The sequence below is a fragment of the Oerskovia enterophila genome (genome assembly GCF_044748475.1).
GTDB lineage: Bacteria > Actinomycetota > Actinomycetes > Actinomycetales > Cellulomonadaceae > Oerskovia > Oerskovia enterophila.
Map to the genome: position 1 here is coordinate 592,435 of NZ_JBIVFZ010000004.1, position 23,852 is coordinate 616,286.

Genomic DNA, 23,852 nt, shown 5'->3' on the forward strand with positions numbered 1-23,852 from the left:
CGTGGAGCTACTTTCCGCCGACGCCCATGAGGCCCTGGACCAGGGCACGCCGGGCGAACAGGTACACGAGCAGGATCGGGATCATCGACATGACGACCGCCGCGAGGAGGCCGGGGATGTTGACGCCGTACTGCGTCTGGAAGTTGAAGAGGCCGAGCGTGATGACCTTGGTCGACTCGGACTGCGTGAGGATCAGCGGGAACAGGAACCCGTTCCACGCCTGCAGGGCCGAGTACACGACGATCGTCGCGACGCCGCCCTTGGACAGCGGCAGCACGAGCTGCAGGAACACGCGCTTGGGCGACGCCCCGTCGAGGGCCATGGCCTCGTAGAGCTCGTTGGTGATGTCACGCATCGAGCCGCTGAGGATGATCGTGCAGATCGGCAGGCAGAACGCCGCGGTCGGCAGGATCACGCCGATCAGGTTGTCGTACAGGCCCACGACCGAGATCACGTAGAAGATCGGGACGATCACGGCGCTCGCGGGGACCGCGAGGCCCAGGAGGAACATCCGGAAGATGCCCGTGGTGGCCCGCGAGCGGTTGCGCACGATCGCGTACGACAGCGGCGGCACGAGCAGCACCACGATCCCGACCACCGCGACCGTCACGACGAGCGTGTTGAGGAAGTAGCGGCCGAAGCCCTGGTCGAACGCGTTGGTGAAGTTGTCGAGCGTGAACGTGGTCGGCAGGGACAGCGGGCCGCCCTCGGCGTACCCGGCCTGCGTCTGGAACGACGCGGTGACCAGCACGTAGAGGGGGATCGCGACGATCAGGAGCCAGATCGTGACCGCGATGCCCGCGCCCCAGTTGGGCCGGTTGCGGCTGCCCTTTCCAGCCCGGCCGCCTGCCCGACGCCGCCGCGCGCCGCCGTCCTGCGTCGCGCCCGGGCGGGGCGCACCACCCGAGGTGGGTGACGTCGTCGGGCCGGAGACCTGCTCCGCGGGGGTGACGCTCAGGTCGTTGCTCATCACACGCCCTCCAGCTCGCTGCGCATCTTGTCGTACCCGGACAGGCGGACCATGACCAGCGAGATCGCGGTCGCCGCGACGACCAGGACCACGGCGATCGCCGAGGCCAGACCGAAGTCGAAGCCTCGGAACGCCTTCTGGTACATGTAGAAGGCCGTGATGGTCGTGTCCGTGCCGGGCCCGCCGTTGGTCAGGATGAGGACCGTGTCGAACGTCGTCAGGCCGCCGACGACCATGAGGATCACCGACGTGATCATGGTGTTCCGCAGCTGCGGGAGCGTGATCGCGAAGAACGAGCGCACGCGTCCCGCGCCGTCGATCTCGGCCGCCTCGTAGAGCATGGGCGGCACGGCCTTCGCGGCGCCCTGGTAGATCAGGGCGTGCAGCGGCGTGAACTGCCACAGGCTCACGAACACCAGGACCGCGATCGCGGTCGACTGGTTGCCGAACAGGTTGCCGTCGCCGAACAGCCACTCCATCTGGGCCGGGACGCCGAAGTTCGGGTCGAGCACCGCGCGCCACAGGACCGAGACCGCGGCCGCGGACAGCAGCAGCGGCACGAAGAAGATCGCCGAGAGCACCGCGCGGTTCCACTGGTGCCCTGCGGCCCACACGCCCAGCAGCATCGCGACCGGAGTCTGGGTCACGACGCCGAGCGCCGTCAGCACGAGCGAGAGCCCGATGCTCTTGAGCATCACGGGGTCGTCGAGGAGGCGGGACCAGTTCTCGGTCCCGACGAACTCGGGGCTGCCCAGGCCGCTCCACTGCGTGAACGACAGCACGAGCACGAGGACCATGGGCAGGAGGGCGAAGAGCCCGAAGAACAGGGCGGCGGGCAGGGCCCAGACCACGCCCGGGCGGCCGACCTGGAGGTCGGCGGTGCCCGGGCGCGTGCGCCCCTGGGGTGCGCGGGTGGTCATGACGATCTCCGTCCGGGACCGGTCAGCGCGAGGCCGGCAGGGACTTCATCGCAGCGATGAAGCCGTCGGCGTCGATCTGGCCGCTGAAGAACTGCTGGACCGCGATCTTGAGCGGGGTGCCGGCAGCCGGGGGGTACGCCTGGTCCCAGGACATCTGGAAGTGCGGCGCGTTCTTCACGAGGTCGAACTGGAAGGCGGCGTACTCGGGGCTCGCGGCCTGGTCCAGGAACTGCTCGGTGTTGGTCGTGGTCGGCAGGTTCCCGATCGCGAGCTGCGCCTCGACGAACTCGTCCGAGTACATGAGCTTGAGGAAGTCACGCACGGCGTCCGGGTAGCGGGTCTTGGCGAGCACCGAGTAGAAGTTGTTGGTGTTGCCCGTGATGTTGGCCGCGTCGCCCTTGCCGCCGTCGATCGCGGGGAAGGCCGTGTAACCGAGGTTGGCGTCGGTCCACCCGGGGTCCACGTCGTAGTGGGTCGAGTAGTTCCACGAGCCCATGAGCTCGAACGCCGCCTTGCCCGTGCGCAGGAGCGCGGGCGAGCCGCCGTCCGTGAACTTGACCGAGTCGAAGTTGGTGCCGAACGCGCCGGCGTCGATGAGCTCGGACAGCTTGTCGAGCGCCTCGTGGCTCTCGGCCGAGTCCCACACGTCGGTGTCGCCCGCGAGCGCCTTCTCGAACAGCTCGGGGCCGGCGACGCGGTCGAACGCGTACTGGTACCACATGAGGGTCGGCCACTGGTCGGCGCCGCCGAGCGCGATCGGGGTCACGCCCTGCGCCTTGAGGGTCTCCACCGCGGCGAGGAGCTCGTCCCACGTCTGGGGGGCCTCGATGCCCGCGTCCGCGAGGACCTGCTTGTTGTGGAACAGCATGACGGGCTGCGTGCCGCGCATGGGGATGCCGTAGGACTTCCCGTCGATCACGGCCGAGTTGAACACCGCGGGCAGGAACGCGTCCTTGAGCTGGGGGTCCTCGGCGATGAAGTCGTCGAGGGGGAGCAGCAGGTCGGCGTCGACGAAGGGTTCGATCGAGCCGCCGCCCCAGTTGAAGAAGACGTCCGGCGCCGCGTTGGTGTCGATGATCGTCTGGAGCTTCTGCTGGTAGTCGGCGCCCGGGATGGTGTCGAGAACGACCTTGACGTCCGAGGTCTTGTTGAACGTGTCGACCATCTGCTGCTCGACCTTGTTGGTCGCGTCCCCGTAGACCATCACGTGGATCTCGTTCTCGGGACGGCTGGACCCGCCGGAGTCGCCGCTCGCGCACGCTGCGAGCGGGAGGACCAGCGCCGACGCCACGGCCGCGGCCGTGAGCGACTTCCGCGTTCTTGTGTTCATCATCGAACCCTTTCGAAAGTTTCGGCGACAACGCCGAAAGTACTCGGTTGTCCTGGACTCTAAGACGCGAATCCGCTGGGGTCAACAACGAGTCCCAACCGTTATCCACTGGGAGAAGACTGGGACCTCCGCACCGAGACACGGCGGCCCACCCTTCGAAACTTTCCCCCGAGGCGCTACGCTGACCGGCATGACCGACGAAGTTCTTCCGGGGCGGGTCACGCTCGCCGCCGTGGCCGCCGAGGCCCAGGTGTCCCTCTCGACCGTGTCCAAGGTGCTCAACGGGCGGACCGACGTCGCGGCCGGGACGCGCGACCGGGTCGAGGCCCTCCTGGTCCAGCACGGCTACCGGCGCCGCAAGAGCCCCACCGCCTCGGCCCCCCTCATCGAGATCGTGTTCCACGAGCTCGAGAGCATCTGGGCCATGGAGCTCATCCGCGGCGTCGAGGACGTCGCGCGGGAGAACGGCGCGAGCGTCGTGCTGACCGAGTCCGGCACCCGGCACGCCCCGGGGCCGGAGTGGATCGAGGGCGTGCTCGCGCGCCGCCCGCTCGGTGTCGTGCTCGTCTTCTCGACCCTCCCGGCCGCGGTCAAGGAGCAGCTCCGGTCCCGCGCCATCCCGTTCGCGGTCATCGACCCCGCGGGCGACCCCGAGCCCGACGTCCCCTCGGTCGGCTCGGCGAACTGGCAGGGCGGCCTCATGGCGACCCGGCACCTGATCGAGCTCGGCCACCGCCGCATCGGGGTCATCACGGGGCCCGAGGACATGATGTGCTCGCTCGCCCGCCTCGACGGCTACCGCTCGGCCCTCGGCACGGCCGGGCTCACCGCGGACCCGGACCTGGTCCGGTTCGGCGACTTCCACCCCCAGGGCGGCACCGATCGCGCCGACGAGCTCCTCAGCCTGCCCGAGCCGCCCACCGCGATCTTCGCGGGCTCGGACCTCCAGGCTCTCGGCGTGCTCGAGGCCGCCCGGCGCCACGGCCTGCGCGTGCCCGAGGACCTCTCGATCGTGGGCTACGACGACGTCCCCGTGGCCCGCTGGTCGAGCCCCGCGCTCACCACGGTCCACCAGCCGCTCCAGGAGATGGGCCAGGAAGCGGCCCGGCTCGTCCTCAAGGCGCGCGAGGGCGCCGTGACCAACACGCGCATGGACCTCGCGACGAGCCTCGTGGTGCGCGGGAGCACGGCGGCGCCCGCGAGCGCCTAGGCCGGGCAGGCTCGCCCTGCGGCGGGCGGCCCTACGCCGGAGCCGGTCGCCCCGCCACCGGGGGCCGCGTGACTCTCCTCACCACGACTTCCGCGTCACGCCGACCGCAGGACAGCGTCTCTCCTCCCAGAAGCAGATCTCCCGGAGGTAGAACCATGAGCACGCAGCACGTCACCGAGCCCGCCCCCGTGACCGCGGGACTCTCGCGCCGCGAGATCCACCATGCCGCGGCCGCTCCCGCGACCCCTAGCCTGTGGCAGCGCCTGCACGGCACGCCCGCGCACCCCGTAGCCATCGCCGCGGTGACGATCGTGGTCGGCACGCTCGCCGGGATCGGGACGGGCGCGCTCCTGAGCCTCTGACGGGACCTACGGCCCGCAGCGCCAGGACCTCCGGCATCTGAGGCAAGCCTCACCTCATCACTAGCGTCGGCAGCATGAACCTTGCCGAGGTCCCCCCGGGCACCCACGTCGTCCTGACCTCGGCGCGCGCGGGCGCGCGGCTCACCCCGACGTCCGACGTGCGGCTGCGCGAGCTGGGCCTGCGCCCCGGCGCGGGCGTGACCGTCGCGCTCCGGACCCCGTTCGGCGGGCGCGTCGTGCTCGTCGGGCGCCGGCGCATCGCGCTCGACGCCGCGACGGTCCGCCGGTTCGAGACCGCCCCGTGAGCTGTCCGCGCTGCGAGGGCGGCGCACCGCGCACGCACGAGGGGCCCGACGGCGCCGCTCACCCCCGCGGTCGCCGCGCCCCGGGCGGTGGCGCGACCACGGCTCCCGCTCCCGTCCTGCGGGTGCTGCTCGTGGGCACGCCCAACGCCGGGAAGTCGACGCTCTTCAACCACCTCACGGGCGCGCGGCAGACCACCCGGAACGTGCCCGGGACCACGGTCGACCTGGCCCGGGGGACCTGGCGGCCCCGCACCGGTGCCGGTACGACGACCGCGACCCCGCTCGCGCTCGTCGACCTCCCCGGCACCTACTCGCTCACCCCGGTCTCGCCCGACGAGGCCGTGACGGTCGCCGAGATCGACCGGGCAGGGGCCGAGCCGGGCACCGTGACGCTCCTCGTCGCCAACGCGGCCGAGCTGCACAGCGCCCTGTTCCTGCTCGGTCAGGTCGGGGCGCGGACCGAGCGCGTCGTCGTGGCCCTCACGATGACCGACGTCGCCACGGCCGACGGGGTGACGGTCGACCCCGGGCGGCTCGCCGCCCGTCTGGGCGTGCCCGTGGTCGAGGTCGATCCTCGGACGGGGCGCGGGACCGACGGGCTGGTCGCGGCGGTCCGCGCGGTGTCCGAGCACCCTCGGCCCGTCCTGGGTCTGCCTGTCTGCACCGCGGCACCGCACACCGCACCCGACGACGAGCTCGACCGCATCGACGCGCTGCTCGGGTGGGCGGACGACGTCGTCGGGTCGGTCGGCGCGCACGGCTCCGCGACGCGCAGCCGCGCGGACCGGATCGACGCGCTCCTCCTCGACCCCTGGGTGGGCCTGCCGGTCTTCGTCGTGACGCTCTGGGCGCTGTTCCAGCTCGCGACCTGGGTCGCGGCACCGATCATGGGCGCGACCGAGGCCCTGGTCACGGGCCCCGTCGCAGGCCTCGTGACCTGGGCGCTCGACGGCGTGGGCCTGAGCGGCGGGTGGCTCGAGGGGCTCCTGGTCGACGGCCTGGTCGCGGGCGTCGGCGTCGTCGTCGCGTTCGCGCCGCTCATGGCCCTGATGTTCCTGGCGATCGGGCTGCTCGAGGACTCGGGCTACGTCGCGCGGGTCGCGGTCCTGGCCGACCGCCTCATGCGGTCGGTCGGACTCGACGGGCGGGTCATCATGCCCCTGATCGTGGGCTTCGGGTGCAACCTCCCGGCGCTCGCCGCGACGCGCACGCTCCCGAACGCGCGGCAGCGGCTGCTCACGGGCCTCCTGATCCCGTACGCCTCGTGCCCCGCCCGCTTGACGGTGTACGTCCTGCTCGCAGGCACGTTCTTCCCGCGGCACACCGGGCTCGTGGTGCTCGCGATGTACGTGCTGAGCGTCGCACTCGTGCTCGTCGGGGCGCTCGTGCTGCGAGGCACGTTGTTCCGCGACCTGACCCACGAGCCCCTCGCGCTCGTCCTCCCCGCCTACCACGTGCCGCGCCCGGTCCCGCTGCTCGTGACGACGGGCCGTCGTGTGCTCGCGTTCCTGCGCGGGGCGGGCACGATCATCGTGGGCGTCCTCGTCGTCGTCTGGCTCCTGCTCTCGGTCCCCGTGACGCCCGGCCACACGTTCGGCGAGGTGCCCGTGCACGACTCGGCCTACGGGCGCCTGACCGACCAGGTCGCCCCCGTCTTCTCCCCCGCCGGCTACGGCGACTGGCGCACCACGAGCGCGCTCGTCACGGGCTTCGTGGCCAAGGAGGTCGCGGTGGGCGCGCTCGCGCAGGCGTACGCGGTCGACGAGCCCGTGGGTTCGTCGCCGGGCGAGCTCGGCGAGCAGCTCCGGGCCACGCTCGACGAGACGTCGGGCGGTCACGCCCCTGCGGCGGCACTGGCCTTCATGGTCTTCGTGCTCGCCTACACGCCGTGCCTCGCGACGGTCGCCGAGCAGCAGCGGATGTTCGGGTGGCGCTGGACCCTGGGGGCCGTCGCGATCCAGCTGAGCGTCGCGTGGGTCCTGTCGGTCGCGACCTTCCAGCTCCTGCGGCTCGTCTGGTGAGCGCCCCGACGGCGCCGAGCGAGGAGCTCGGCCTCCGTGACGGCGCAGGACCCCGCGAGCTCCTGCGGCCCGTGCTGGCACGGCTCCGCGCCGGGGTCGCGGTCGGCGCCCTGGCCGCCGACCTGGGCCTCGAACCGCGGCTCGTCGACGCGGCGGTCGCTCAGCTCGTCCGCCTGGGGCTCGCGCAGGTCGCGGGACCCCGCCCGACGCGGCCGGGCGCGGCACCCGCCCTCGGCTGCGCGACGGGTGCCGGAGGCCCGGGCTGCACGCCCCCACCCGCGGCGGGCACGCGGCGCCGGATCCCCCTGGCGTGCGCGGGGTGCCCGCTCGCGTCTGCGTCGCCCCGGCGCGGCTGACACCCATCCACGGCGGCACCCCGCACCAACACATTCTTCGCGCACCGGCGGGACATTCCTGCGCCACGCGCCGCCACGATCGCCACGTTCGCCGAAAAGGTCCGCGTTGTCGCTGACCCACCCCTGGCGCAAGCACCGAAGATCGGCGGCATCTCGCGGCTCCTGGCACTCATGTCGCGACACCGGGGCCGCCCGAGAAGCCCCGAAGAAATGTGGGGACCCCAGCGAAGGAATGCCTTTCCTCACACAGTCCCAGGCGAGCCTTTCCTTGCTGGAAAGAATGTGCACGAAATGCTAGACAACGTGGTATGACCACAGTGAAGAACCTCGGGCGGTATCCGCTGGTGATGGCGACGGTCCTGGTCGCGGCCGTCGCCGGGGTCCTCTCGCTCACCCCCTGGTCCCCGGCCGTCCCGTGGCTCGTGTCCGCCTACGCGCTGGCCGTCGCAGGATGGACGGGCGTGGGTATGCTCCGTGACCTGCTCCGCGGGCACGCCGGGATCGACATCCTCGCGGTGACGGCCGTGACGGCCGCGGTGGTCGTCGGCGAGCACTGGGCGGCCCTCGTCGTGGTGCTCATGCTGACGGGAGGCGAGGCGCTCGAGGACTACGCAGCGAACCGGGCCCGCCGCGACCTCTCGGCGCTCATGTCCCGCGCCCCCGCGACCGCGCACGTGCTCGACGGCGGCTCGCTGCGCGACGTCCCCGTCGACGACGTGCGCCCCGGCGACCTGGTCGTGGTCCGTCCGGCCGAGGTGGTCCCGGTCGACGGCGAGCTCGTGAGCGACCGAGCCGACCTCGACGAGTCGTCGCTCACGGGCGAGCCCCTGCCGGTCGAGCGGCAGCGCGGGGACGAGGTCCCCTCAGGTGGCATCAACGGGCAGCAGGCCGTCACGCTGCGCGCGACCAGGTCGGCCCGCGACAGCCAGTACCAGCAGATCGTCGCGCTGGTCGAGCAGGCGACCACGAGCCGGTCACGGACCGTCCGGCTGGCCGACCGCTTCGCGGTCCCCTTCACCCTCGTCGCGCTCGCGATCGCCGGGCTCGCCTGGTGGGTCAGCGGGGACGGCACCCGGTTCGCGGAAGTTCTCGTCGTCGCGACACCGTGCCCGTTGCTCATCGCGGCGCCGGTCGCCTTCATGGGCGGGATGAGCCGCGCCGCGCGCGAGGGCGTGATCGTCAAGTCGAGCGAGACCCTGGAGAGGCTCGACCGCGCCCGCACCGTGGCCTTCGACAAGACCGGGACCCTCACCCACGGTCGTCCCGCGCTCGCGCGCGTCGAGACCACCGGGAGCCTGGGGGCCGACGAGGTGCTGCGGCTGGCAGCGTCGGCCGAGCAGTACTCGAGCCACGTCCTCGCCGACGCCGTCGTGGAGGGCGCTCGGCAGCGCCGGCTCCAGCCGGCCGAGGGCACCGAGGCCCACGAGGTCCCGGCGCACGGTGTCCGGGCTCTCGTCGCGGGCCGGGAGGTCGTGGTGGGGAAACGGTCCTACGTCGCCGCCGAGACCCGCACCGCCGTCGAGCCCGCCGTGCTCCAGCCCGGCGAGCTCGCGGTCCACGTCGCGGTCGACGGGGTCCCCGTCGGGGCGCTGGTCCTGCGCGACGAGGTGCGGGCCGAGGCCGCGACCACGGTGCGCACGCTCCGGTCCCTGGGCGTCGATCACGTCATGATGCTCACGGGCGACCAGCGGACGACGGCCGAGCACGTCGCGGCCGCCCTGGGCATCGACGACGTGCGCGCAGAGTGCCTGCCGCTCGACAAGGTCGAGGCGGTCCGGGACGCCCCCGCGCGCCCCGTGGTCATGGTGGGCGACGGTGTGAACGACGCGCCGGTCCTGGCCTCGGCCGACGTCGGGATCGCCATGGGAGCGCGCGGCGCCACGGCCGCGAGCGACTCGGCCGACGCGGTCGTCCTGCGCGACGACGTCTCGGCCGTCGCAGCAGCCGTGCGGGTCAGCAAGGACACGCTCCGGGTCGCGCTGCAGAGCATCTGGGTCGGCATCGGGCTCAGCGTCGCGCTCATGCTGGTCGCGGCACTCGGGTACCTCCCCGCGCTCGCGGGCGCCTGGATGCAGGAGGGCGTCGACCTCGTCGCGATCCTCTGGGCGCTGCGAGCGAGCCGCGGCGCGCGCCTCTCCGGTCCTCCGCAGACTGCCTATGCCCCCTCGCCGGCCGAGCCCGCGGTCGCCGCGCGCTGAGCCCGGCCGGCTCCCCGGCCGCACCCGAGCCCCCGAGGCGAGCCCCGCCGTCGGGCACGCGGGTCCGTCCCGGGCGCGGCCCCGCCCCCCCGGGCGCCCCGCGCCGAAGCCGGGCAGACTCGAACGAGTGAGCCCGGCGCCCCGCACCCACCGCACCGCCCGACGCCCCACCCGCGCGACGGGCTGGATCGTCGCCGCCGGGGTCGCCGTCCTCGCCTTCACGGTGCGCTGGAGCCTCGCGGGCGGGACGGTCGGCGTCCGCGACTACACGGGGTACGACGACGGCGTGTACTTCTCCTCGGCCGTCGCCCTGGTGCACGGGCTCGTGCCCTACCGCGACTTCACGCTCCTGCACCCACCCGGCTCGATGCTCGCCCTGGCCCCGTTCGCGGCCCTGACCGCGTGGACGAGCGACAGCGACGCCCTGGTCGCCGCGCGCGTGGGCGTCATGCTCGTCGGGGCGGCGAACGCCGTCCTGGTGACGCGCGTCGCGGGCCGCTGGGGGACCACCGCAGCGGTCGTGGGCGGGGTCCTGTACGCGGTCTCGTTCGCCGCGGCGTGGGCCGAGCGCATCACGCTGCTCGAGCCGCTCGGCTCGCTGTGCCTGCTCGGCGGGGTGGTCCTGCTGCTGCGCGGACTGCCGGACATGGGGGCGGGGGCGCGCACGGGGTGGCTCTGGGCGGGGGGCGCGGTCCTGGGCCTCGGTGCCACGGTCAAGATCTGGGGCGTCGTTCCCGTCCTCGTCGTGATCGGCTGGCTGCTCGTGACGGCCGGGTGGCGGGCGGCTCTGCGCGCGAGCGCCGGGGCGCTGGGGGCGGTCGTCGTCGTGCTGGCGCCGTTCGCGCTCGCGGCGGGCTCGGACATGTTCCGCATGGTGTTCCTGGACCAGCTGGGACGCCCGCGCGAGACCGACACGGGCGTCGAGCAACGGCTCACGTGGATCGCCGGGACGGGCAGCACCGCGTGGGCCACGACCCCGACGGCGCAGCTCGCCCTGGTCTGGGCTGTCCTGGCCGCAGTGCTCGTCGCGGCGGTCGTCGCCTGGGCCGGGCACCGTGGTCGGCTGTGGGTCGCTCTGCTCGTCGTCCAGACCGTGGTGCTGCTGGCCTCGCCGTCGGCCTACCAGCAGTACGCGGCGTTCGTGACCCCGGCCCTGGTGCTCGTGGTCGCCGCCGCGGTCTCGCTCGTCCCGGCCGGGGGCCGGGGGCTCGTGGCGGCGGGGGCGTGCCTGGGGCTGGGGCTCGCGACGGCCGCCCCTGCCCTGCCTCGCCCCACGCCCTTCCCGGCGGCCGAGCTGCGCGCCGCCCTCCCGGAGGAGGGCTGCGTCCGGGCGGACTCGCCCGCCCTGCTGGCCCTGACGGACGTGCTGAGCCGCGACCTTCGCCGCGGGTGCGAGCTGCCGGTGGACCTGTCGGGGTACGCGTACGACGTCGGGGCGCGCGACGCCGCGGGGCAGGCCGTCCCGCGCGACCGGAACGCCGCGTGGCAGCGCGAGGCGCTGCGCTACCTGACGTCGGGGTCCGCGACGCTCATGGTGCGGTCGGTCGGGAACGGGTTCGACGAGACGACCGAGCGGACGCTCGACGACACGACGACCACGGTCCTGGAACGGCGCGGCGTGCGGGTCCTGGTGCCCGAGGACTGAACCCGGGCACGGGGGCGTGCGGCACGCGGCCCCGGCGGGGCACGACCACCTCCTCGTCGGTGGCCCTCCCGGCGACGTCGGCTCCGTAGGGTTGTCCCTGTGCCCCCGGACCGCGATCCCGTCGAGAACTGGCTCCCGTGGGGCAGCCCCTCGCAGGACGCGCTCGTCGTGCAGCCCGAGGACGCCTCGGGCGACGTGGACTTCGTCCTGGCGGGAGGCCCGTCGCGGACGCACCAGCCGGTGGTGTGGCTCGAGCACTCGCACCGGACGCACGAGGTGCTGGTCGCCCTCTCGGGACTGCTGACGGTCCGGGCAGGCGACGACGTCTGGGCACTGCCACCGCGGAACGGTCTGTGGATCCCTGCCGGACTCCCCCATGCCGTGCGCGCCGGGACGGACAGCCGGTTCCTCACGGTCTACCTCGACCCCGGCCGCTCGCGCGACCTGGGCCCCGAACCCGTCACGGTCGCCCCGAGCGCGCTGTTCTCCGAGCTCGTGCTGCACCTCACGTCGCAGGACATGTCCGACGAGGCGCGCCACCATGCCGAGCAGGTCGCGATCCACCTGCTGGAGCCCGTGACGGCGTCGACCCGGATCACGGTCCCGACCGTCGAGCCGGTCGCCCGGATCGTGCACGAGCTGCTCGACGACCCGGGGGACGACCGGACGCTCGCGCAGTGGGCGCGGCACGTCGGGCTGAGCACCAGCACGCTGGGCCGGGTGTTCCGCCGCGCGTCGGGCCAGCCGTTCGGTCGCTGGCGCCTGCACCTGCGCATGAACGTCGCGATGGCCCGACTGTCGGAGGGAGCCCGCGTGAGCGACGTGGCCGACGCCGTCGGGTACACCTCGACGAGCGCGTTCGTCGCGGTCTTCCGCCGCGAGACGGGCCTGACCCCCGGGTCCTTCCGGGACGCTGCGCGGTCGCCGGACGACGCCTCGCGCACCGACGCTGCGAGCTCCTGACCTGGGGTTTGACCGGATCACGATATCCGGCGACCAGATCGCGTGATTGTGCGCCTCGATCACGGTCTCTAGAGTGGCGGCACAAAGGTAAGCCTTACCAAACTTCCTCGCACGGGGCGTCCCGTCCCCGAGGAGTCCCCGTCCCGTGGGTCGCCCCGTGCCGACCCCGCGCGCTCCCCCGAAAGCGAAGACCCGTGACCGTCACAGCTCCCCCGCCCTCCTCCCCGCGCTCCGCTCTGCGGCGTCGTCGCACGACCGCCACCTGGGCCACCACCGTCGGCACGGCGCTGCTCCTGGCCGCGTGCTCGTCGGGGACCGACGCGGGCAGCAGCGCCCCTGCCGGCGGCACCCCGGCCGACGCCGCAGCCTGGTCCTACACCGACGCGCGCGGCACGACCGTGAGCCTCGACGAGGTCCCCGACCGCATCATCGCCACGGCCGACACCGCCCCCGTGCTCCTCGAGTACGGGATCCGCCCGGTCGGGATCATCGGCTTCTCCCGCCTGTCCCAGGAGGACCTCGCGGCGTTCGACCTCGAGGGGATCGAGCCCATCTCCGAGACGGACACCGACATCAGCCTCGAGAAGGTCCTCGCCGCCGACGCCGACCTGGTCCTCGACATCTGGAGCTCGTACAACGGCGGGAACTTCGGCAGCGTCTGGGGTGACGACATCGAGCGTGTCGAGAGCGTCGTGCCGATGGTGGGCATCAACATCACCGATGGCGCGGCCCGGACCCTGGCCGACTTCCAGGAGGTCGCCCTCAGCCTCGGTGGCTCCGAGACCGCGGCCGTCTACGCCCAGGAGAGTGCCGAGCTCGCCGAGCTGAGCGAGAAGGTCCAGGCCGTCGCCGCCACCAAGACCGACGTCGCGGTCGCCTACGCGATCCCGCTCGAGACGAGCGTCGACTACGCGGTCCCGACGTGGACGCCGCTCGGCAGCACGCTCGTCGACCTGGGCGTGACGTTCGCCGAGCTCGACAGCGAGGACGGCTTCTGGGCCTCCGCGAGCTGGGAGGAGCCCGGCGCCTACCCGGCCGACCTGATCCTCGTGCCCTCGACGTGGGCCGACGCCCCCCAGCTCGCGACCCCGACCTTCACCGCGCTGCCCGCGGTCGCCTCGGGCCAGCTGGCGCAGGTCGAGCTGCGCACGGGCTATTCCCTGACGGGGATCACGTCGCAGCTCGAGGCCTTCCTCGCGGCCTACGAGCCCGCGGCGCACGTCACGGGGTGACCGGTCCCCGCCGCCCGCAGGGCGGGGCGTCTCTCACCCCGCGGGCGGCACCCCTAGGATCTGCCCGTGAACGATTCCACGGGCCAGGCCGATCAGCACTGGACGCAGACGCTCCCGGAGGTCGCCGAGCGAGCCGCTCGGCTCCTCGGTATCGACGTCGCCACGGTCGCGACCTCGCAGCACGTCGTCCCGGGAGGGTTCCACGTCTGGGTCCCGGGACGAGGAGGAGCCCAGGCGATCATCGGGTTCGACGGCGCCGCCTACGTCCGGGAGTCGAGCTTCAGCGCACGAGAGCTCGTCGCCGCCTACCAGGCCGGCGCGCGCAACGACACGACGCTCGCGGCCACGCCGGTCAACCATGCGGCCTCCGCGGTCGCGGCCATGGTCGGCGTGCTCCGCGGAGAGCCCGCCCGCCAGGCCGGCCCCGTGGGCCCGACCGAGGACGAGCTCGCCCAGCTCGTCGGTGCACCGTTCCGGCAGACGACTCCCGACGAGCTCGCCGAACGGCTGCGGGGCCGCGGGCCGGGGGCGTACTCGATCCTCGGGATCGACCGCGCGCACGGCCCGGGGCACTGGTACGTCGCGCACTTCGACGGGAACGCCGTGACCCTGCTCGACCCGATCGCGAACCGGACCGCCGACTGGCCCCCCACCGAGGACGTCGTCCGGTGGTGGGCCGACGGCGAGCCGACCAGGCCCCCCGCGACGGTCGTGCTCGACGCACGGTCGCGCCACGGCCGTCGCGTCTGGCTGCGGACCACGCCCCGGCTCGCGCCGCAGGCGCGCGGCCTCGTCGACTGGTACGCGGCGCAGCCTCCGGAGCGCGTCAGGAAGGGCCTCGGGGTGTGGCACGGGTTCTGGTGGTCGGCGCTCTCCGCGGAAGGTGACGACCTGCGGGTGGCCGCGACGGACCTCACGAAGCCAGGGATCGAGACCATGACCTGGGACGTCGACCCGATGCTCGAGGCGCTCCGCTCCCAGGTCGAGATGGCCGCGTTCTGCAAGGTGCCGCGCGAGTCGATCCGGTTCACGCACGGCGTCCGGGTCTACGACGGCGTGTTCGAGGCCCCCGAGATCCACGTGAAGCGGTACGCCGCGACCGACGACGCCACGGGGTGGGTCATCACGCCCTTCCCCCAGCAGCCGCGCGGGGGCACCCGGCTGGTGCCCGCGCACGAGGTCTGGCGCAAGGCGCCTCACCTCGTGCGCTACCTCGCCCTCCCCACGGGCTTCCACGCCGAGTGGGCCGCGGGACGCACCAGCCGGATCTGGAACCCGGCCGGCGACCTCGTCTGGGACGCCGCCGCTCGCGACGCCGCAGCCGAGCCGCCTGCCACCCCGACGCCGGCCGCGCCCTCGCCGTCCGACCGACGTCCGCGAGGCTCGGTCGCCTACGAGGACGCCCGCGCGGCCCTCGACGACGCGCACGCGAGCCCCGAGAGGCTGCTCGCCCTGGGCCACGGCGTGCGCGACGCGTTCGTGCGCAACGAGCACCTCGTCGGTCTTCTCCCGATCGACGCCGAGCAGGTCATGATCGCCGTCTACCGCCGGGCCGACGCCGCGGGGTCGCGCGAGGCCGCGCTCACGTGGGTGCGCGAGGCCTACTTCCGGGGTCTCGAACCTGCGGTCGATGCCGCCGCGCGCGTCGACGCGCTGGCCGCCGACGACCCGGACGGCTCCGCGCACGTGCTGCGGGGCTGGATGCGCTTCAACGGCTACGGGTTCACCCAGGACGCGTCGGCCGCCGCGGCCGACCACGAGGCCGCTGCGAGGATCGGCAACCCCGACGCCCTCTTCGAGCTCTCGGTGCTGTCCGCGACGGGTCAGGGAGTGCCGGTCGACGAGGCGCGGTCACGCCTCCTCCTCGAGCGCGCCGCCGAAGCCGGGCACCCGCGCGCCCTCTACAACGTGGCGGCCGAGCACGCGACCGGTCGGGGACGCCCGCACGACCCGCGGCGAGCCCTCGTCCTGTACGTCGCGGCGGCCGACAAGGGGCACGGGCGAGCCGCGTTCACGGCCGGCGTCATGACGCTCACCGGGGACGGCACCGCACCCGACGCGGTGCGGGCGGGTGCCCTGCTGCACCAGGCGGAGGACCTCGGGTTCGACGTCGAGGGGACCGCCGAACAGCTTCCTGCTGCTCTGCGCGACCAGGTCGTGGCGCTCGTCGCCACGACCTGAGGCACGGCGGCACGATCGCTCGGCCGTCGAGAAGTGAGCTGTTGCCCCTCGATCCGGCGTTTCCGGGGCAACAGCTCACTTCTCGACGACGACGGCTCAGCTCGTGGGTCCTCTTCCCCTGGGACCGCGCCCCTCTTCCTGCTCCGACCGCGCCGTGGGAGCCTGGAGAGGCACCCCGGGACCGTGCTCCGACCGTGGGCACGCGGCCGCCCGGGAGGGAGGTCCGCCATGAGCTGGATCCGAGAGGCCACCGAGGACGAGCCCGGCGGGGCCGTCGCGACGGCGTTCGAGCAGGACCGCGCGACGCGTGGCTACGTCGCCAACCTCACGCGCCTGCTGGCCAACCGGCCCGTGGTCCTCGACGCGTGGATCGGGCTCAACGGCGCGATCAAGGCGTCCATGTCCCCCCGGCGCTACGAGCTCGCGACCCTCGCCGCGGCTCTGCGGCTCCGGTCGACGTACTGCGCGCTCGCTCACGGGGCGATCCTCGCCGAGCACCATGTCGGCGCCGAGGCGGTCCGCGAGGCCGCCGAGGGGCACGACACCGTCCAGCTCTCTCCGATCGACCGCGCGGTCATGGACCTCGCGGACAAGGTCGCGGCCGGCGCCGCCGACATGACCGAGTCCGACCTCACCGAGCTGCGGGACCTGGGCCTCGACGACGGGGAGATCCTCGACGTGATCCTGGCCGCGTCGGGGCGCTGCTTCTTCAGCTCGGTCCTCGACGGGACGGGGACGCAGGCCGACGCCGTGTTCCAGGACCTCGACCCCGCCCTGCGCGACGCCTTGACGGTGGGCCGACCGATCGCCGCCCCGGACCCCGTGGGCCGGCACCTCGCGACCTGACGGGTTGCCGACCCTGCGCGGCACGGCCCCCGCACGACGTGACGCGAAGAACACCTCCGAGCGGCCCCGGTCGCCGGGGGCATCCCGGGAACCGGCCTAGGGTCGAAGCATGAGGTCGTCCCGTCGAGGCGCCGCGGGCGCCGCCATGCTCGTCACCACCCTCCTGCTCGCCGCGTGCTCCCCCGGCGGCACGACGAACAACCCGACGAGCGCTCCGCCGTCGGGCAGCGACACCCCTCCCTCGCCGACCGCGAGCGCGGCGCCCACCCCCACCGAAGCCCCCGACCCGTCCGCCGACCCGTTGGCCGGGTGGAGCCTCGAGCAGAAGGTCGGCCAGCTCCTGATGGTCGGGGTCAACGTCGGGAAGGTCGACCAGGCGAGCTACGACGCGATCAGCTCCCACCACGTGGGCAACCTGTTCCTCGCAGGCCGCACCCAGGCCGGGACCGGGCCGGTCAAGAACCTCGTCGACTCGTTCACGGCCCTCGTCTCGGACGAGACCACGCACGGGACGCCGCTGTTCGTGTCGACCGACCAGGAGGGCGGCAAGGTCCAGGTCCTGCGCGGCCCGGGCTTTTCCGACATCCCGAGCGCCATGGACCAGTCCGCGCTCGCGCCTGCCGACCTGCAGGCGCAGGCCACGACCTGGGGCGCGGAGCTCGCCGCCGCGGGGGTCGACCTCAACCTCGCGCCCGTCATGGACGTCGTCACGAGCCCCGAGACCGCGCGGACCAACGCCCCGATCGGGTACTTCGGGAGGAACTACGGGTTCGGGGTCGACACCGTGACCTCGCACGCGAACGCGTTCAGCGCGGGCATGGAGGCCAGCGCCGTCGACGTCGCGATCAAGCACTTCCCCGGTCTGGGGCGGGTGGCCGGCAACACCGACGACGACGCAGGCGTGACCGACACGGTGACCACGCGCGACGCCCCGTCGGTCGAGGCGTTCCGGTCGGGGATCGACGCCGGGGCCGCGTTCGTCATGATGTCGACCGCGATCTACGACCAGATCGACCCCGGTGTGCCTGCCGCCTTCTCGCCCGTGGTCGTCGACGGGCTGCTGCGGGGAGACCTGGGCTTCCACGGCGTGGTCATCACCGACGACGTGTCGAAGGCCGAGCAGGTCCAGGCCTGGTCGCCGGGCGACCGGGCCGTCCTGACGATCGCTGCGGGCGGCGACATGGTGCTCGCGTCGGCCGACCCGGGCGTGATCCCCGAGATGGCGTCCGCTCTCGTCGAGCGCGCGCAGAGCGACCCGGGCTTCGCAGCCCAGGTCGACGCGGCGGTGCTGCGGGTCCTCGCGGCCAAGGAGAGGCTCGGCGCGTAGGTGCCGGGTGCGCCCGCGCCGGGCTGCCCCGGCAGGGTGCGGCAGGGTCAGGAACCCGTCCTCGGACGGGCAGCGGCCGGGCGGGGCTCACCGCACCCGACCGCCCGCTGCCCGTCGTCCACACACTGTCCACAGCGTGTTCCACACGTTGTCCCCACTGCTGTCCACAAAGTTATCCACAGACCTGGGGACAGTGTGCACAGGCCGTGACCCGGTGCTCACGCGACGCCGAGGTACGCCTCCTTGATGCTCGGGTCCGCGAGCAGCTCCCGGCCGCCCCCGGAGCGCACGACCTCGCCCGTCTCCAGCACGTACGCCCGGTGCGAGCGTGAGAGCGCCTGCCGGGCGTTCTGCTCGACCAGCAGCACCGTGGTGCCCTGCGCGTTGATCTCCGAGACGATCCGGAAGATCTGCTGGATGACCATGGGTGCGAGGCCCATCGACGGCTCGTCGAGCAGCATGAGCCGCGGCCGAGCCATGAGCGCGCGCCCGATCGCGAGCATCTGCTGCTCGCCCCCGGACATGGTCCCGCCCACCTGCGACGTGCGGTCCTCGAGGCGCGGGAAGAGCTCGAAGACCCGCGCCAGCGTCTCGTCGTGCACGGCCTTGTTCTCGAACGTGCGCCCGTACGCCCCCATCTCGAGGTTCTCCAGGACCGTCATGCCGGGGAAGATCCCCCGGCCCTCGGGGGCCTGCACGATCCCCTCGAGCACCCGCAGGTGCGGCTTCATCCGGGTGATGTCCTTGCCGTCGAACACGATCTTCCCGCGCGACAACGGCCGGATGCCCGAGACCGCGCGCATGGTCGTGGTCTTCCCGGCGCCGTTGGCCCCGATGAGGGTCACGAGCTCGCCCTCCTCGACCGTGATCGACACGCCGCGCACGGCCTCGATCCGGCCGTACGCGACCGTCATGTCGGTGATCTCAAGCAGGGGCATCTGCGTCTCCCTCAGCCAGCTCCTCGTCAGGCACGCCCAGGTAGGCGGCGATGACCTTGGGGTCGGACGTGACGTCCTCGGGCGATCCGTCGGCGATGACCTTCCCGAACTCGAGCACCACGATCCGGTCCGTCACGCCCCGCACGAGCCGCATGTCGTGCTCGATGAGCAGGACCGTGTACCCGTCGTCGCGGATGTGGCGGATGAGGTCCATGAGGGCCTCCTTCTCCGCCGGGTTGAAGCCCGCCGCGGGCTCGTCGAGGCACAGCAGCTTGGGCTCGGTCGCGAGCGCGCGGGCGATCTCGAGGCGCCTCTGCTCGCCGTAGGACAGGTTGCGCGCCTTCTCCGTGGCGCGCGCCCCGACCCCGACGAACTCGAGGATCGCCATGGACCGGTCGATCGCGTCGCGCTCCTCCTGCCGGTGCCGACGCGTGCGCAGCAGCGCCCCCGGCACCGAGGTCCGGTGCCGCGCGTCGGTCCCCACGACCACGTTCTCGAGGGCCGTCATCTCGTTGAAGAGCCGGATGTTCTGGAAGGTCCGGGCGATGCCCAGGCGCGTGATCTGGTTGCGCTTGGCCTTGCCCAGGACCTGCCCGTCGAACCGGACCTGGCCCCTGGTAGGCCGGTAGACGCCGGTCATGGCGTTGAACGCCGTGGTCTTCCCGGCACCGTTGGGCCCGATCAGCCCCAGGATCTCCCCGCGCCGGATGTCGAACGTGACGCTGTCCAGGGCCGTGAGGCCGCCGAACACGACCGACACGTCCTCCATCTTGAGCAGCGGCTCGCCGACCTCGGCCAGGACCTCGCGGTCGGCCGCGACGATCTCGTCGACCAGCGCGGCGTCGGCGAGCTCGGGACGTACCTCGGTCACGTCGACCAGCACGGGCTCGTCGAGCCCCGCGCCGGGCAGGTACTTCTCGGCCATGGGCTCGCCCGCGTCGGCGGACAGCGACAGGTGCGCGTCGCCGACGTCGCCGCCGGCCCCCATGCCTCCGGGTTCGTTGCTCATCGGTTCCCCCCGTCGGTCGTTCCGTCGTTCCCGGTGGGATCGCTGTCGGTCGGCCCGTCGGGTCCGCGTCCCCTGGGTGCGTGCCCGCCCGTGCTGCCGGCGGGCGCACCCGACGTGCCCGACGTACCTGATGTGCCCGACGACGGAGCGGACGTCGCGTACGCGGGCTGCGGGCCGCCGTCGGGCATCTTGGCGAGCGTGCGGCGCGCCGCGACGTACAGCTCGCGCCCGTACGTGAGCAGCTTCTGCCGGACGGGTATGAGCCCCTGCGGCCTGAAGATCATGAGCACCATGAGCGCGACCCCGAAGAACAGGTACTTGTAGTTCGCGATCGCGTTGCCGTCGATCGGGATGCCGAACAGCGACGTGCGCCCCAGGAAGAAGTTCGGCAGGTACACGATGATGAACGCCCCGAGGATCACGCCCAGCTTGTTGCCCTGGCCGCCGAGCACGACCGCGCACAGGAACAGCACCGAGTTGATGATGTTGAAGTTCGTCGGGATGACGAACTGGACCTGGCCCGCGTAGATCGCCCCCGAGACGCCGCCGATCGACGCCCCGATCACGAACGCCCACAGCTTGAACTTGAACGTGGGGACGCCCATGATCTCGGCTGCGTCCTCGTCCTCGCGGATCGCGACCCACGCGCGGCCCACGCGCGAGCGCTCGAGGTTCCCCACGAGCAGCAGCGAGATGATGATGAAGACGAGCGACAGCCAGAACCACCACACGCCCGAGTTGAGCGTGCTCCCGACGTTGCCCGCCGAGAACACGCCGTTGGGCAGCTCCTCGGTCACGCCGAGCCGCGGGTAGGCGACCGACTTGAGGCCCTGACCACCGCCCGTGATCTCGTCGAGGTTGTCCGCGAGCAGACGCACGATCTCACCGAAGCCGAGCGTCACGATCGCGAGGTAGTCGCCGCGCAGGCGCAGCGTGGGCGACCCCAGGACCAGGCCCGACATGGCCGTGATCGCGACCGCGACCGGCAGGATCGCGAGCCACGCCCAGTCGTCGGACAGCCAGCCCTCGGGCTGGGTCACGTTCCACGGGCTGTCGGGGCTCGTGAGGATCGCGAGCGTGTACGCGCCGATCGCGTAGAAGCCCACGTAGCCGAGGTCGAGCAGGCCCGCCTGCCCGACCACGACGTTGAGCCCGATCGCGATGAGCGCGTACATCCCGAACTGGGCCATGACGGCGCCGAAGTTGGTGCCGACCGTGGTCAGGACCGGGATGTTGAGGATCGGCAGGAGCGCGATGAACAGGACGAACGGCGCCCCGAACGCCCACTGGGCCGGGCGCGCGAGCGCGTCCCACCACAGACGGAGCCGGTCCCCCGCGCCCCCGTGGGGGCGCTGGGCGACGGGCGTCTGGCCAGCGGGCGGGAGCTCGGGGCGGGGGCGTGCCGGTGCTGCCTGTCCCGATCCGGTTGCGTCGGCGTTCTCTGCAGGAGTGCTGGTGCTCATGCTCGCGCCCTCCCCAGGGACTCGCCGAGGATGCCGGTCGGTCGGAACATCAGGACCACGATCAGCAGGACGAACGCGACGACGTCGCGCCACTCGGTGCCGAACACGACCTGGCCGTAGTTCTCCATGACGCCCAGCAGCAGACCACCGAGCAGCGCCCCGCGCAGGTTGCCGATCCCACCGAGGACCGCCGCGGAGAACGCCTTGATCCCGAGGATGAAGCCGCCCGAGTAGATGATCCCGTTGGGCACGCGCAGCGTGTAGAGCAGTGCTGCTGCCCCGGCGAGGACGCCGCCGATGAGGAACGTCAGCATGATGATGCGCTCGCGCGAGACGCCCATGAGCGTCGCGGTCACGGGGTCCTGCGCGACCGCGCGGATGCCGCGGCCGAACTTGGTCCGGTTGATGAACATGTCGGTCGCGAGGGCCAGGATCAGGGCCGAGAAGATGATGATGAGCGTGACGTTGGTGACGTTGGCTCCGAAGATCTGGAACTGGACCTCGGGCTCGACCAGCCGGATGGGCTGCTCGGCGTTCACGCCGCCCAGCTCGCCGCCCGTCAGGGCCGGGAGCACGAAGTGCACGAACTCCTGGATGACGAACGAGGCACCGATCGCGGTGATGAGGAAGACGAGCGACGGGGCCCCGCGTTTGCGCAGCGGTCTGTAGGCCACGCGTTCGAGCCCGACGGCGGCCCCTCCCGCGACCACCATGCCGCCGATCATCGCGATCCCCAGGTAGAGGACGGTCAGCAGGACGCCCTTGTCGAAGGCGTCGCCGCTCGGGTAGAACCCGAGCGCGAGGAGCGTGGCGTACTGCCCGAACATGCCGAGCATGAAGATCTCGGAGTGGGCGAAGTTGATGAGGCGCAGCACCCCGTAGACGAGCGTGTAGCCCACGGCGACGAGCGCGTAGACCGCGCCGTAGGTCAGGCCGTCGACGGTGAGGGCCCAGAAGTTGCGGCCCAGGGCCGCGAGGTCGAATCCGATGAGGGGGTCTGCGGCGAGGACGTCGTGGACGAGCATCGACATGCTGCTCCTTCGAGCCGGTGGGAGGGCGGTCGGCCGACCGCGGTGCGCCCGCCCCGCGAGGAGGCGGGCGCACCGTGGCCCGCTCGGCGGCTGCCGTCAGGGCACACCGCCCCCGACCCGGTCGTGCTCGACCAGGTGGGGGCGGCGCTCCGGACCGGCAGGCGCCGACCGGCTACTTGACCTCGTAGATCCAGATCAGGGCCGACGAGAGCTCGCCCGTGTCGTCCCACTTGTAGGTGCGGGCCAGGCCCTCACCGTCGTAGTTCGTCACGAAGTCGAGCATCCCGGCACGGTCCGTCACGCCCGACGCGATCGCGGTGAGCATGATCGTGGCCAGGTCGTAGCCCTCGACCGAGTAGACGCCGGGAGCCTGACCGTTGAGAGCCTCGTAGGCCGAGGCGAACTCGTCAGGAGCCGGGCCGCACGGGCACGACAGGATCGCGCCCTTGGACGCTGCTCCTGCCTGGGTCACGAACTGCGGGTCGTTGGTGCCGTCCGCGGACACGAACGGGATGTCGACGCCCGCGTCACGCAGCTGCTGCGCGAACGGCGCGGCCTCGGCGTAGTAGCCGGCGTAGAAGACCGCGTCGGCGTCCGAGCTCGAGATGATCTGGGTCGCCGCCGCGAAGTCCTTGTCACCGACCTTGACCTCGGCCGAGCACGAGTCGTCCGCCGCTTCACCGAGGCCCGCGGTGATCTCCTTGGCGAGGCCCACGCCGTAGTCCGAGTTGTCCTGGACCACGCAGACCTTGTCGTAGCCGAGCGTGTCCACCATGTACTTGGCGACCGCGGGGCCCTGGACCGCGTCGTTCGCCAGGCCGCGGAAGAACGTCTTCCAGCCGTTCTTGGTGATGTCGGGGTTGGTCGCCGACGCCGACAGCGACGGCAGGCCCGCCTGGCTGAAGACGTCGCCGGTCGCGGAGGTCTCGCCCGAGAACGCCGGGCCCAGGAGCGCGATGACGCTCGCGTCGCCCACGATCTGCGGGGCGACCTGGGTGGCCTTCTGCGGGTCGCCCTCGGTGTCGAACTCCTTGATGGTGACCTGGCAGCCCGCGTTCGCGGCGTTGAACGCGTCCACGGCGACCTTGGCGCCGTAGAGGATGTTCTGCCCGAGCGCGGCGTTGGGTCCGGTCAGGGCGCCCGCCATGGCGATCGAGGTCCCCTCGGCGCACTCGGCCGTGCCGTCACCGGCCGGGTCGACGGGGTCGCCCGACGTCGAGACCGGGACCTCCTGGCCGTCGATGTCGATCTGGACGGAAGGCACGATCGCGAGGTCGGCCGTGCCGGTCTCGCTCGACGACTCTGTCGATCCTGTGTTGTCCCCCTGAGACTGAGTACCGCATGCGGTGATGGCGAGGGTGGCAGCCAGCGCGAGTGCCAGCCCACCCGTCGTTCGACGTGCTGTGCGTTGCATTCCGAACCTCCGTGCGCCAGATCGCACCCGGGTGCTCAGATTCCTCGCACCCGCGGTGGATCACCTGAATATTCAGCACTGAATATCGTGCTGACGATGGCACAGGTCGGACGCGCGCGAAACCCCAGATG

At 72.5% G+C, this 23,852-nt stretch carries 20 protein-coding genes; 12 read left to right on the top strand and 8 right to left on the bottom strand.

The window, feature by feature from the left end; all coding sequences use genetic code 11:
• Positions 1 to 7: 7 nt before the first annotated feature.
• Genes ACIPWA_RS15495 through ACIPWA_RS15505 form a run of 3 tightly spaced genes read right to left on the bottom strand, consistent with a single transcriptional unit; the run spans position 8 to position 3,223 of the window.
• A complete protein-coding gene (locus ACIPWA_RS15495) occupies positions 8 to 970 on the bottom strand; it encodes a carbohydrate ABC transporter permease (RefSeq protein WP_082609097.1) in 963 nt (320 codons plus the stop codon).
• Positions 970 to 1,890 carry a carbohydrate ABC transporter permease gene (locus ACIPWA_RS15500; RefSeq protein ID WP_056653200.1) on the bottom strand — a complete coding sequence of 307 codons (921 nt, stop codon included), beginning with the start codon at positions 1,888 to 1,890 and terminating at the stop codon, positions 970 to 972. Before ACIPWA_RS15500 ends, ACIPWA_RS15495 begins: the two co-directional genes overlap by 1 nt.
• A 22-nt stretch (positions 1,891 to 1,912) precedes the next feature.
• Positions 1,913 to 3,223 (bottom strand): ABC transporter substrate-binding protein, encoded by a 1,311-nt coding sequence (locus ACIPWA_RS15505; RefSeq protein WP_400291441.1) that lies wholly within the window; start codon positions 3,221 to 3,223, stop codon positions 1,913 to 1,915.
• A 187-nt stretch (positions 3,224 to 3,410) separates the two neighbouring features.
• Here ACIPWA_RS15505 and ACIPWA_RS15510 point away from each other — a divergent pair, with 187 nt between their 5' ends.
• From ACIPWA_RS15510 to ACIPWA_RS15565, 12 genes are all read left to right on the top strand, one after another.
• Positions 3,411 to 4,430, top strand: a complete 1,020-nt coding sequence (locus ACIPWA_RS15510) for a LacI family DNA-binding transcriptional regulator (RefSeq protein ID WP_068626022.1) — start codon at positions 3,411 to 3,413, stop codon at positions 4,428 to 4,430.
• A gap of 155 nt (positions 4,431 to 4,585) precedes the next feature.
• Positions 4,586 to 4,792 carry a hypothetical protein gene (locus ACIPWA_RS15515; RefSeq protein WP_400291443.1) on the top strand — a complete coding sequence of 69 codons (207 nt, stop codon included), beginning with the start codon at positions 4,586 to 4,588 and terminating at the stop codon, positions 4,790 to 4,792.
• Between the two features lie 74 nt (positions 4,793 to 4,866).
• A complete protein-coding gene (locus tag ACIPWA_RS15520; protein ID WP_056653215.1) occupies positions 4,867 to 5,097 on the top strand; it encodes a FeoA family protein in 231 nt (76 codons plus the stop codon).
• Entirely contained in the window at positions 5,094 to 7,118 is a 2,025-nt protein-coding gene (gene feoB, locus ACIPWA_RS15525) for a ferrous iron transporter B (RefSeq protein ID WP_400291446.1), read from the top strand. Before ACIPWA_RS15520 ends, feoB begins: the two co-directional genes overlap by 4 nt.
• Entirely contained in the window at positions 7,115 to 7,474 is a 360-nt protein-coding gene (locus ACIPWA_RS15530; RefSeq protein WP_400291448.1) for a hypothetical protein, read from the top strand. The genes feoB and ACIPWA_RS15530 overlap by 4 nt, the downstream gene beginning before the upstream one ends.
• A gap of 308 nt (positions 7,475 to 7,782) precedes the next feature.
• Positions 7,783 to 9,672: a heavy metal translocating P-type ATPase gene (locus ACIPWA_RS15535; protein ID WP_400291450.1), complete on the top strand. Its 1,890-nt coding sequence runs from the start codon at positions 7,783 to 7,785 to the stop codon at positions 9,670 to 9,672.
• A gap of 127 nt (positions 9,673 to 9,799) precedes the next feature.
• On the top strand, positions 9,800 to 11,317 hold the full coding sequence (locus ACIPWA_RS15540) for a glycosyltransferase 87 family protein (RefSeq protein WP_400291452.1): 1,518 nt from the start codon (positions 9,800 to 9,802) through the stop codon (positions 11,315 to 11,317).
• Positions 11,318 to 11,416: 99 nt separating this feature from the next.
• Positions 11,417 to 12,280 (top strand): helix-turn-helix transcriptional regulator, encoded by an 864-nt coding sequence (locus ACIPWA_RS15545; protein ID WP_400291454.1) that lies wholly within the window; start codon positions 11,417 to 11,419, stop codon positions 12,278 to 12,280.
• A gap of 194 nt (positions 12,281 to 12,474) precedes the next feature.
• Positions 12,475 to 13,512: an ABC transporter substrate-binding protein gene (locus ACIPWA_RS15550; RefSeq protein ID WP_200955969.1), complete on the top strand. Its 1,038-nt coding sequence runs from the start codon at positions 12,475 to 12,477 to the stop codon at positions 13,510 to 13,512.
• 66 nt (positions 13,513 to 13,578) lie between these two features.
• Positions 13,579 to 15,693, top strand: coding sequence for an immunity protein Imm33 domain-containing protein (locus ACIPWA_RS15555; RefSeq protein ID WP_400291456.1), 2,115 nt, complete (start codon positions 13,579 to 13,581; stop codon positions 15,691 to 15,693).
• A gap of 228 nt (positions 15,694 to 15,921) precedes the next feature.
• Complete coding sequence (locus tag ACIPWA_RS15560; RefSeq protein WP_400291459.1) at positions 15,922 to 16,539, top strand: carboxymuconolactone decarboxylase family protein; 618 nt, start codon at positions 15,922 to 15,924, stop codon at positions 16,537 to 16,539.
• Positions 16,540 to 16,648: 109 nt separating this feature from the next.
• On the top strand, positions 16,649 to 17,866 hold the full coding sequence (locus ACIPWA_RS15565) for a glycoside hydrolase family 3 N-terminal domain-containing protein (protein ID WP_400291460.1): 1,218 nt from the start codon (positions 16,649 to 16,651) through the stop codon (positions 17,864 to 17,866).
• 218 nt (positions 17,867 to 18,084) lie between these two features.
• On the opposite strand, the gene ACIPWA_RS15570 is transcribed toward ACIPWA_RS15565, so the two are convergent.
• The 5 genes from ACIPWA_RS15570 to ACIPWA_RS15590 form a co-directional block, all read right to left on the bottom strand.
• Entirely contained in the window at positions 18,085 to 18,804 is a 720-nt protein-coding gene (locus ACIPWA_RS15570) for an ABC transporter ATP-binding protein (protein WP_056653240.1), read from the bottom strand.
• Positions 18,791 to 19,813, bottom strand: a complete 1,023-nt coding sequence (locus ACIPWA_RS15575) for an ABC transporter ATP-binding protein (protein WP_225220318.1) — start codon at positions 19,811 to 19,813, stop codon at positions 18,791 to 18,793. Before ACIPWA_RS15575 ends, ACIPWA_RS15570 begins: the two co-directional genes overlap by 14 nt.
• Positions 19,810 to 21,276 carry a branched-chain amino acid ABC transporter permease gene (locus ACIPWA_RS15580; RefSeq protein ID WP_400291462.1) on the bottom strand — a complete coding sequence of 489 codons (1,467 nt, stop codon included), beginning with the start codon at positions 21,274 to 21,276 and terminating at the stop codon, positions 19,810 to 19,812. The genes ACIPWA_RS15575 and ACIPWA_RS15580 overlap by 4 nt, the downstream gene beginning before the upstream one ends.
• Positions 21,273 to 22,307: a branched-chain amino acid ABC transporter permease gene (locus ACIPWA_RS15585; RefSeq protein ID WP_139107950.1), complete on the bottom strand. Its 1,035-nt coding sequence runs from the start codon at positions 22,305 to 22,307 to the stop codon at positions 21,273 to 21,275. Before ACIPWA_RS15585 ends, ACIPWA_RS15580 begins: the two co-directional genes overlap by 4 nt.
• A gap of 172 nt (positions 22,308 to 22,479) precedes the next feature.
• The gene (locus ACIPWA_RS15590; RefSeq protein WP_235534474.1) at positions 22,480 to 23,571 is read right to left on the bottom strand and encodes a branched-chain amino acid ABC transporter substrate-binding protein; all 1,092 of its coding nucleotides are present in this window, start codon (positions 23,569 to 23,571) and stop codon (positions 22,480 to 22,482) included.
• Positions 23,572 to 23,852: the final 281 nt, after the last annotated feature.

What these genes read in the sequence shown, in the direction of transcription:
- ACIPWA_RS15575 (WP_225220318.1), bottom strand. Translation starts at nt 19,813, where the DNA reads ATGAGCAACGAACCCGGAGGCATGGGGGCCGGCGGCGACGTCGGCGAC.
- ACIPWA_RS15500 (WP_056653200.1), bottom strand. Translation starts at nt 1,890, where the DNA reads ATGACCACCCGCGCACCCCAGGGGCGCACGCGCCCGGGCACCGCCGAC.
- ACIPWA_RS15505 (WP_400291441.1), bottom strand. Translation starts at nt 3,223, where the DNA reads ATGATGAACACAAGAACGCGGAAGTCGCTCACGGCCGCGGCCGTGGCG.
- ACIPWA_RS15495 (WP_082609097.1), bottom strand. Translation starts at nt 970, where the DNA reads ATGAGCAACGACCTGAGCGTCACCCCCGCGGAGCAGGTCTCCGGCCCG.
- ACIPWA_RS15570 (WP_056653240.1), bottom strand. Translation starts at nt 18,804, where the DNA reads ATGCCCCTGCTTGAGATCACCGACATGACGGTCGCGTACGGCCGGATC.
- ACIPWA_RS15535 (WP_400291450.1), top strand. Translation starts at nt 7,783, where the DNA reads ATGACCACAGTGAAGAACCTCGGGCGGTATCCGCTGGTGATGGCGACG.
- ACIPWA_RS15560 (WP_400291459.1), top strand. Translation starts at nt 15,922, where the DNA reads ATGAGCTGGATCCGAGAGGCCACCGAGGACGAGCCCGGCGGGGCCGTC.
- ACIPWA_RS15515 (WP_400291443.1), top strand. Translation starts at nt 4,586, where the DNA reads ATGAGCACGCAGCACGTCACCGAGCCCGCCCCCGTGACCGCGGGACTC.
- ACIPWA_RS15520 (WP_056653215.1), top strand. Translation starts at nt 4,867, where the DNA reads ATGAACCTTGCCGAGGTCCCCCCGGGCACCCACGTCGTCCTGACCTCG.
- ACIPWA_RS15510 (WP_068626022.1), top strand. Translation starts at nt 3,411, where the DNA reads ATGACCGACGAAGTTCTTCCGGGGCGGGTCACGCTCGCCGCCGTGGCC.
- ACIPWA_RS15565 (WP_400291460.1), top strand. Translation starts at nt 16,649, where the DNA reads ATGAGGTCGTCCCGTCGAGGCGCCGCGGGCGCCGCCATGCTCGTCACC.
- ACIPWA_RS15580 (WP_400291462.1), bottom strand. Translation starts at nt 21,276, where the DNA reads ATGAGCACCAGCACTCCTGCAGAGAACGCCGACGCAACCGGATCGGGA.
- ACIPWA_RS15585 (WP_139107950.1), bottom strand. Translation starts at nt 22,307, where the DNA reads ATGTCGATGCTCGTCCACGACGTCCTCGCCGCAGACCCCCTCATCGGA.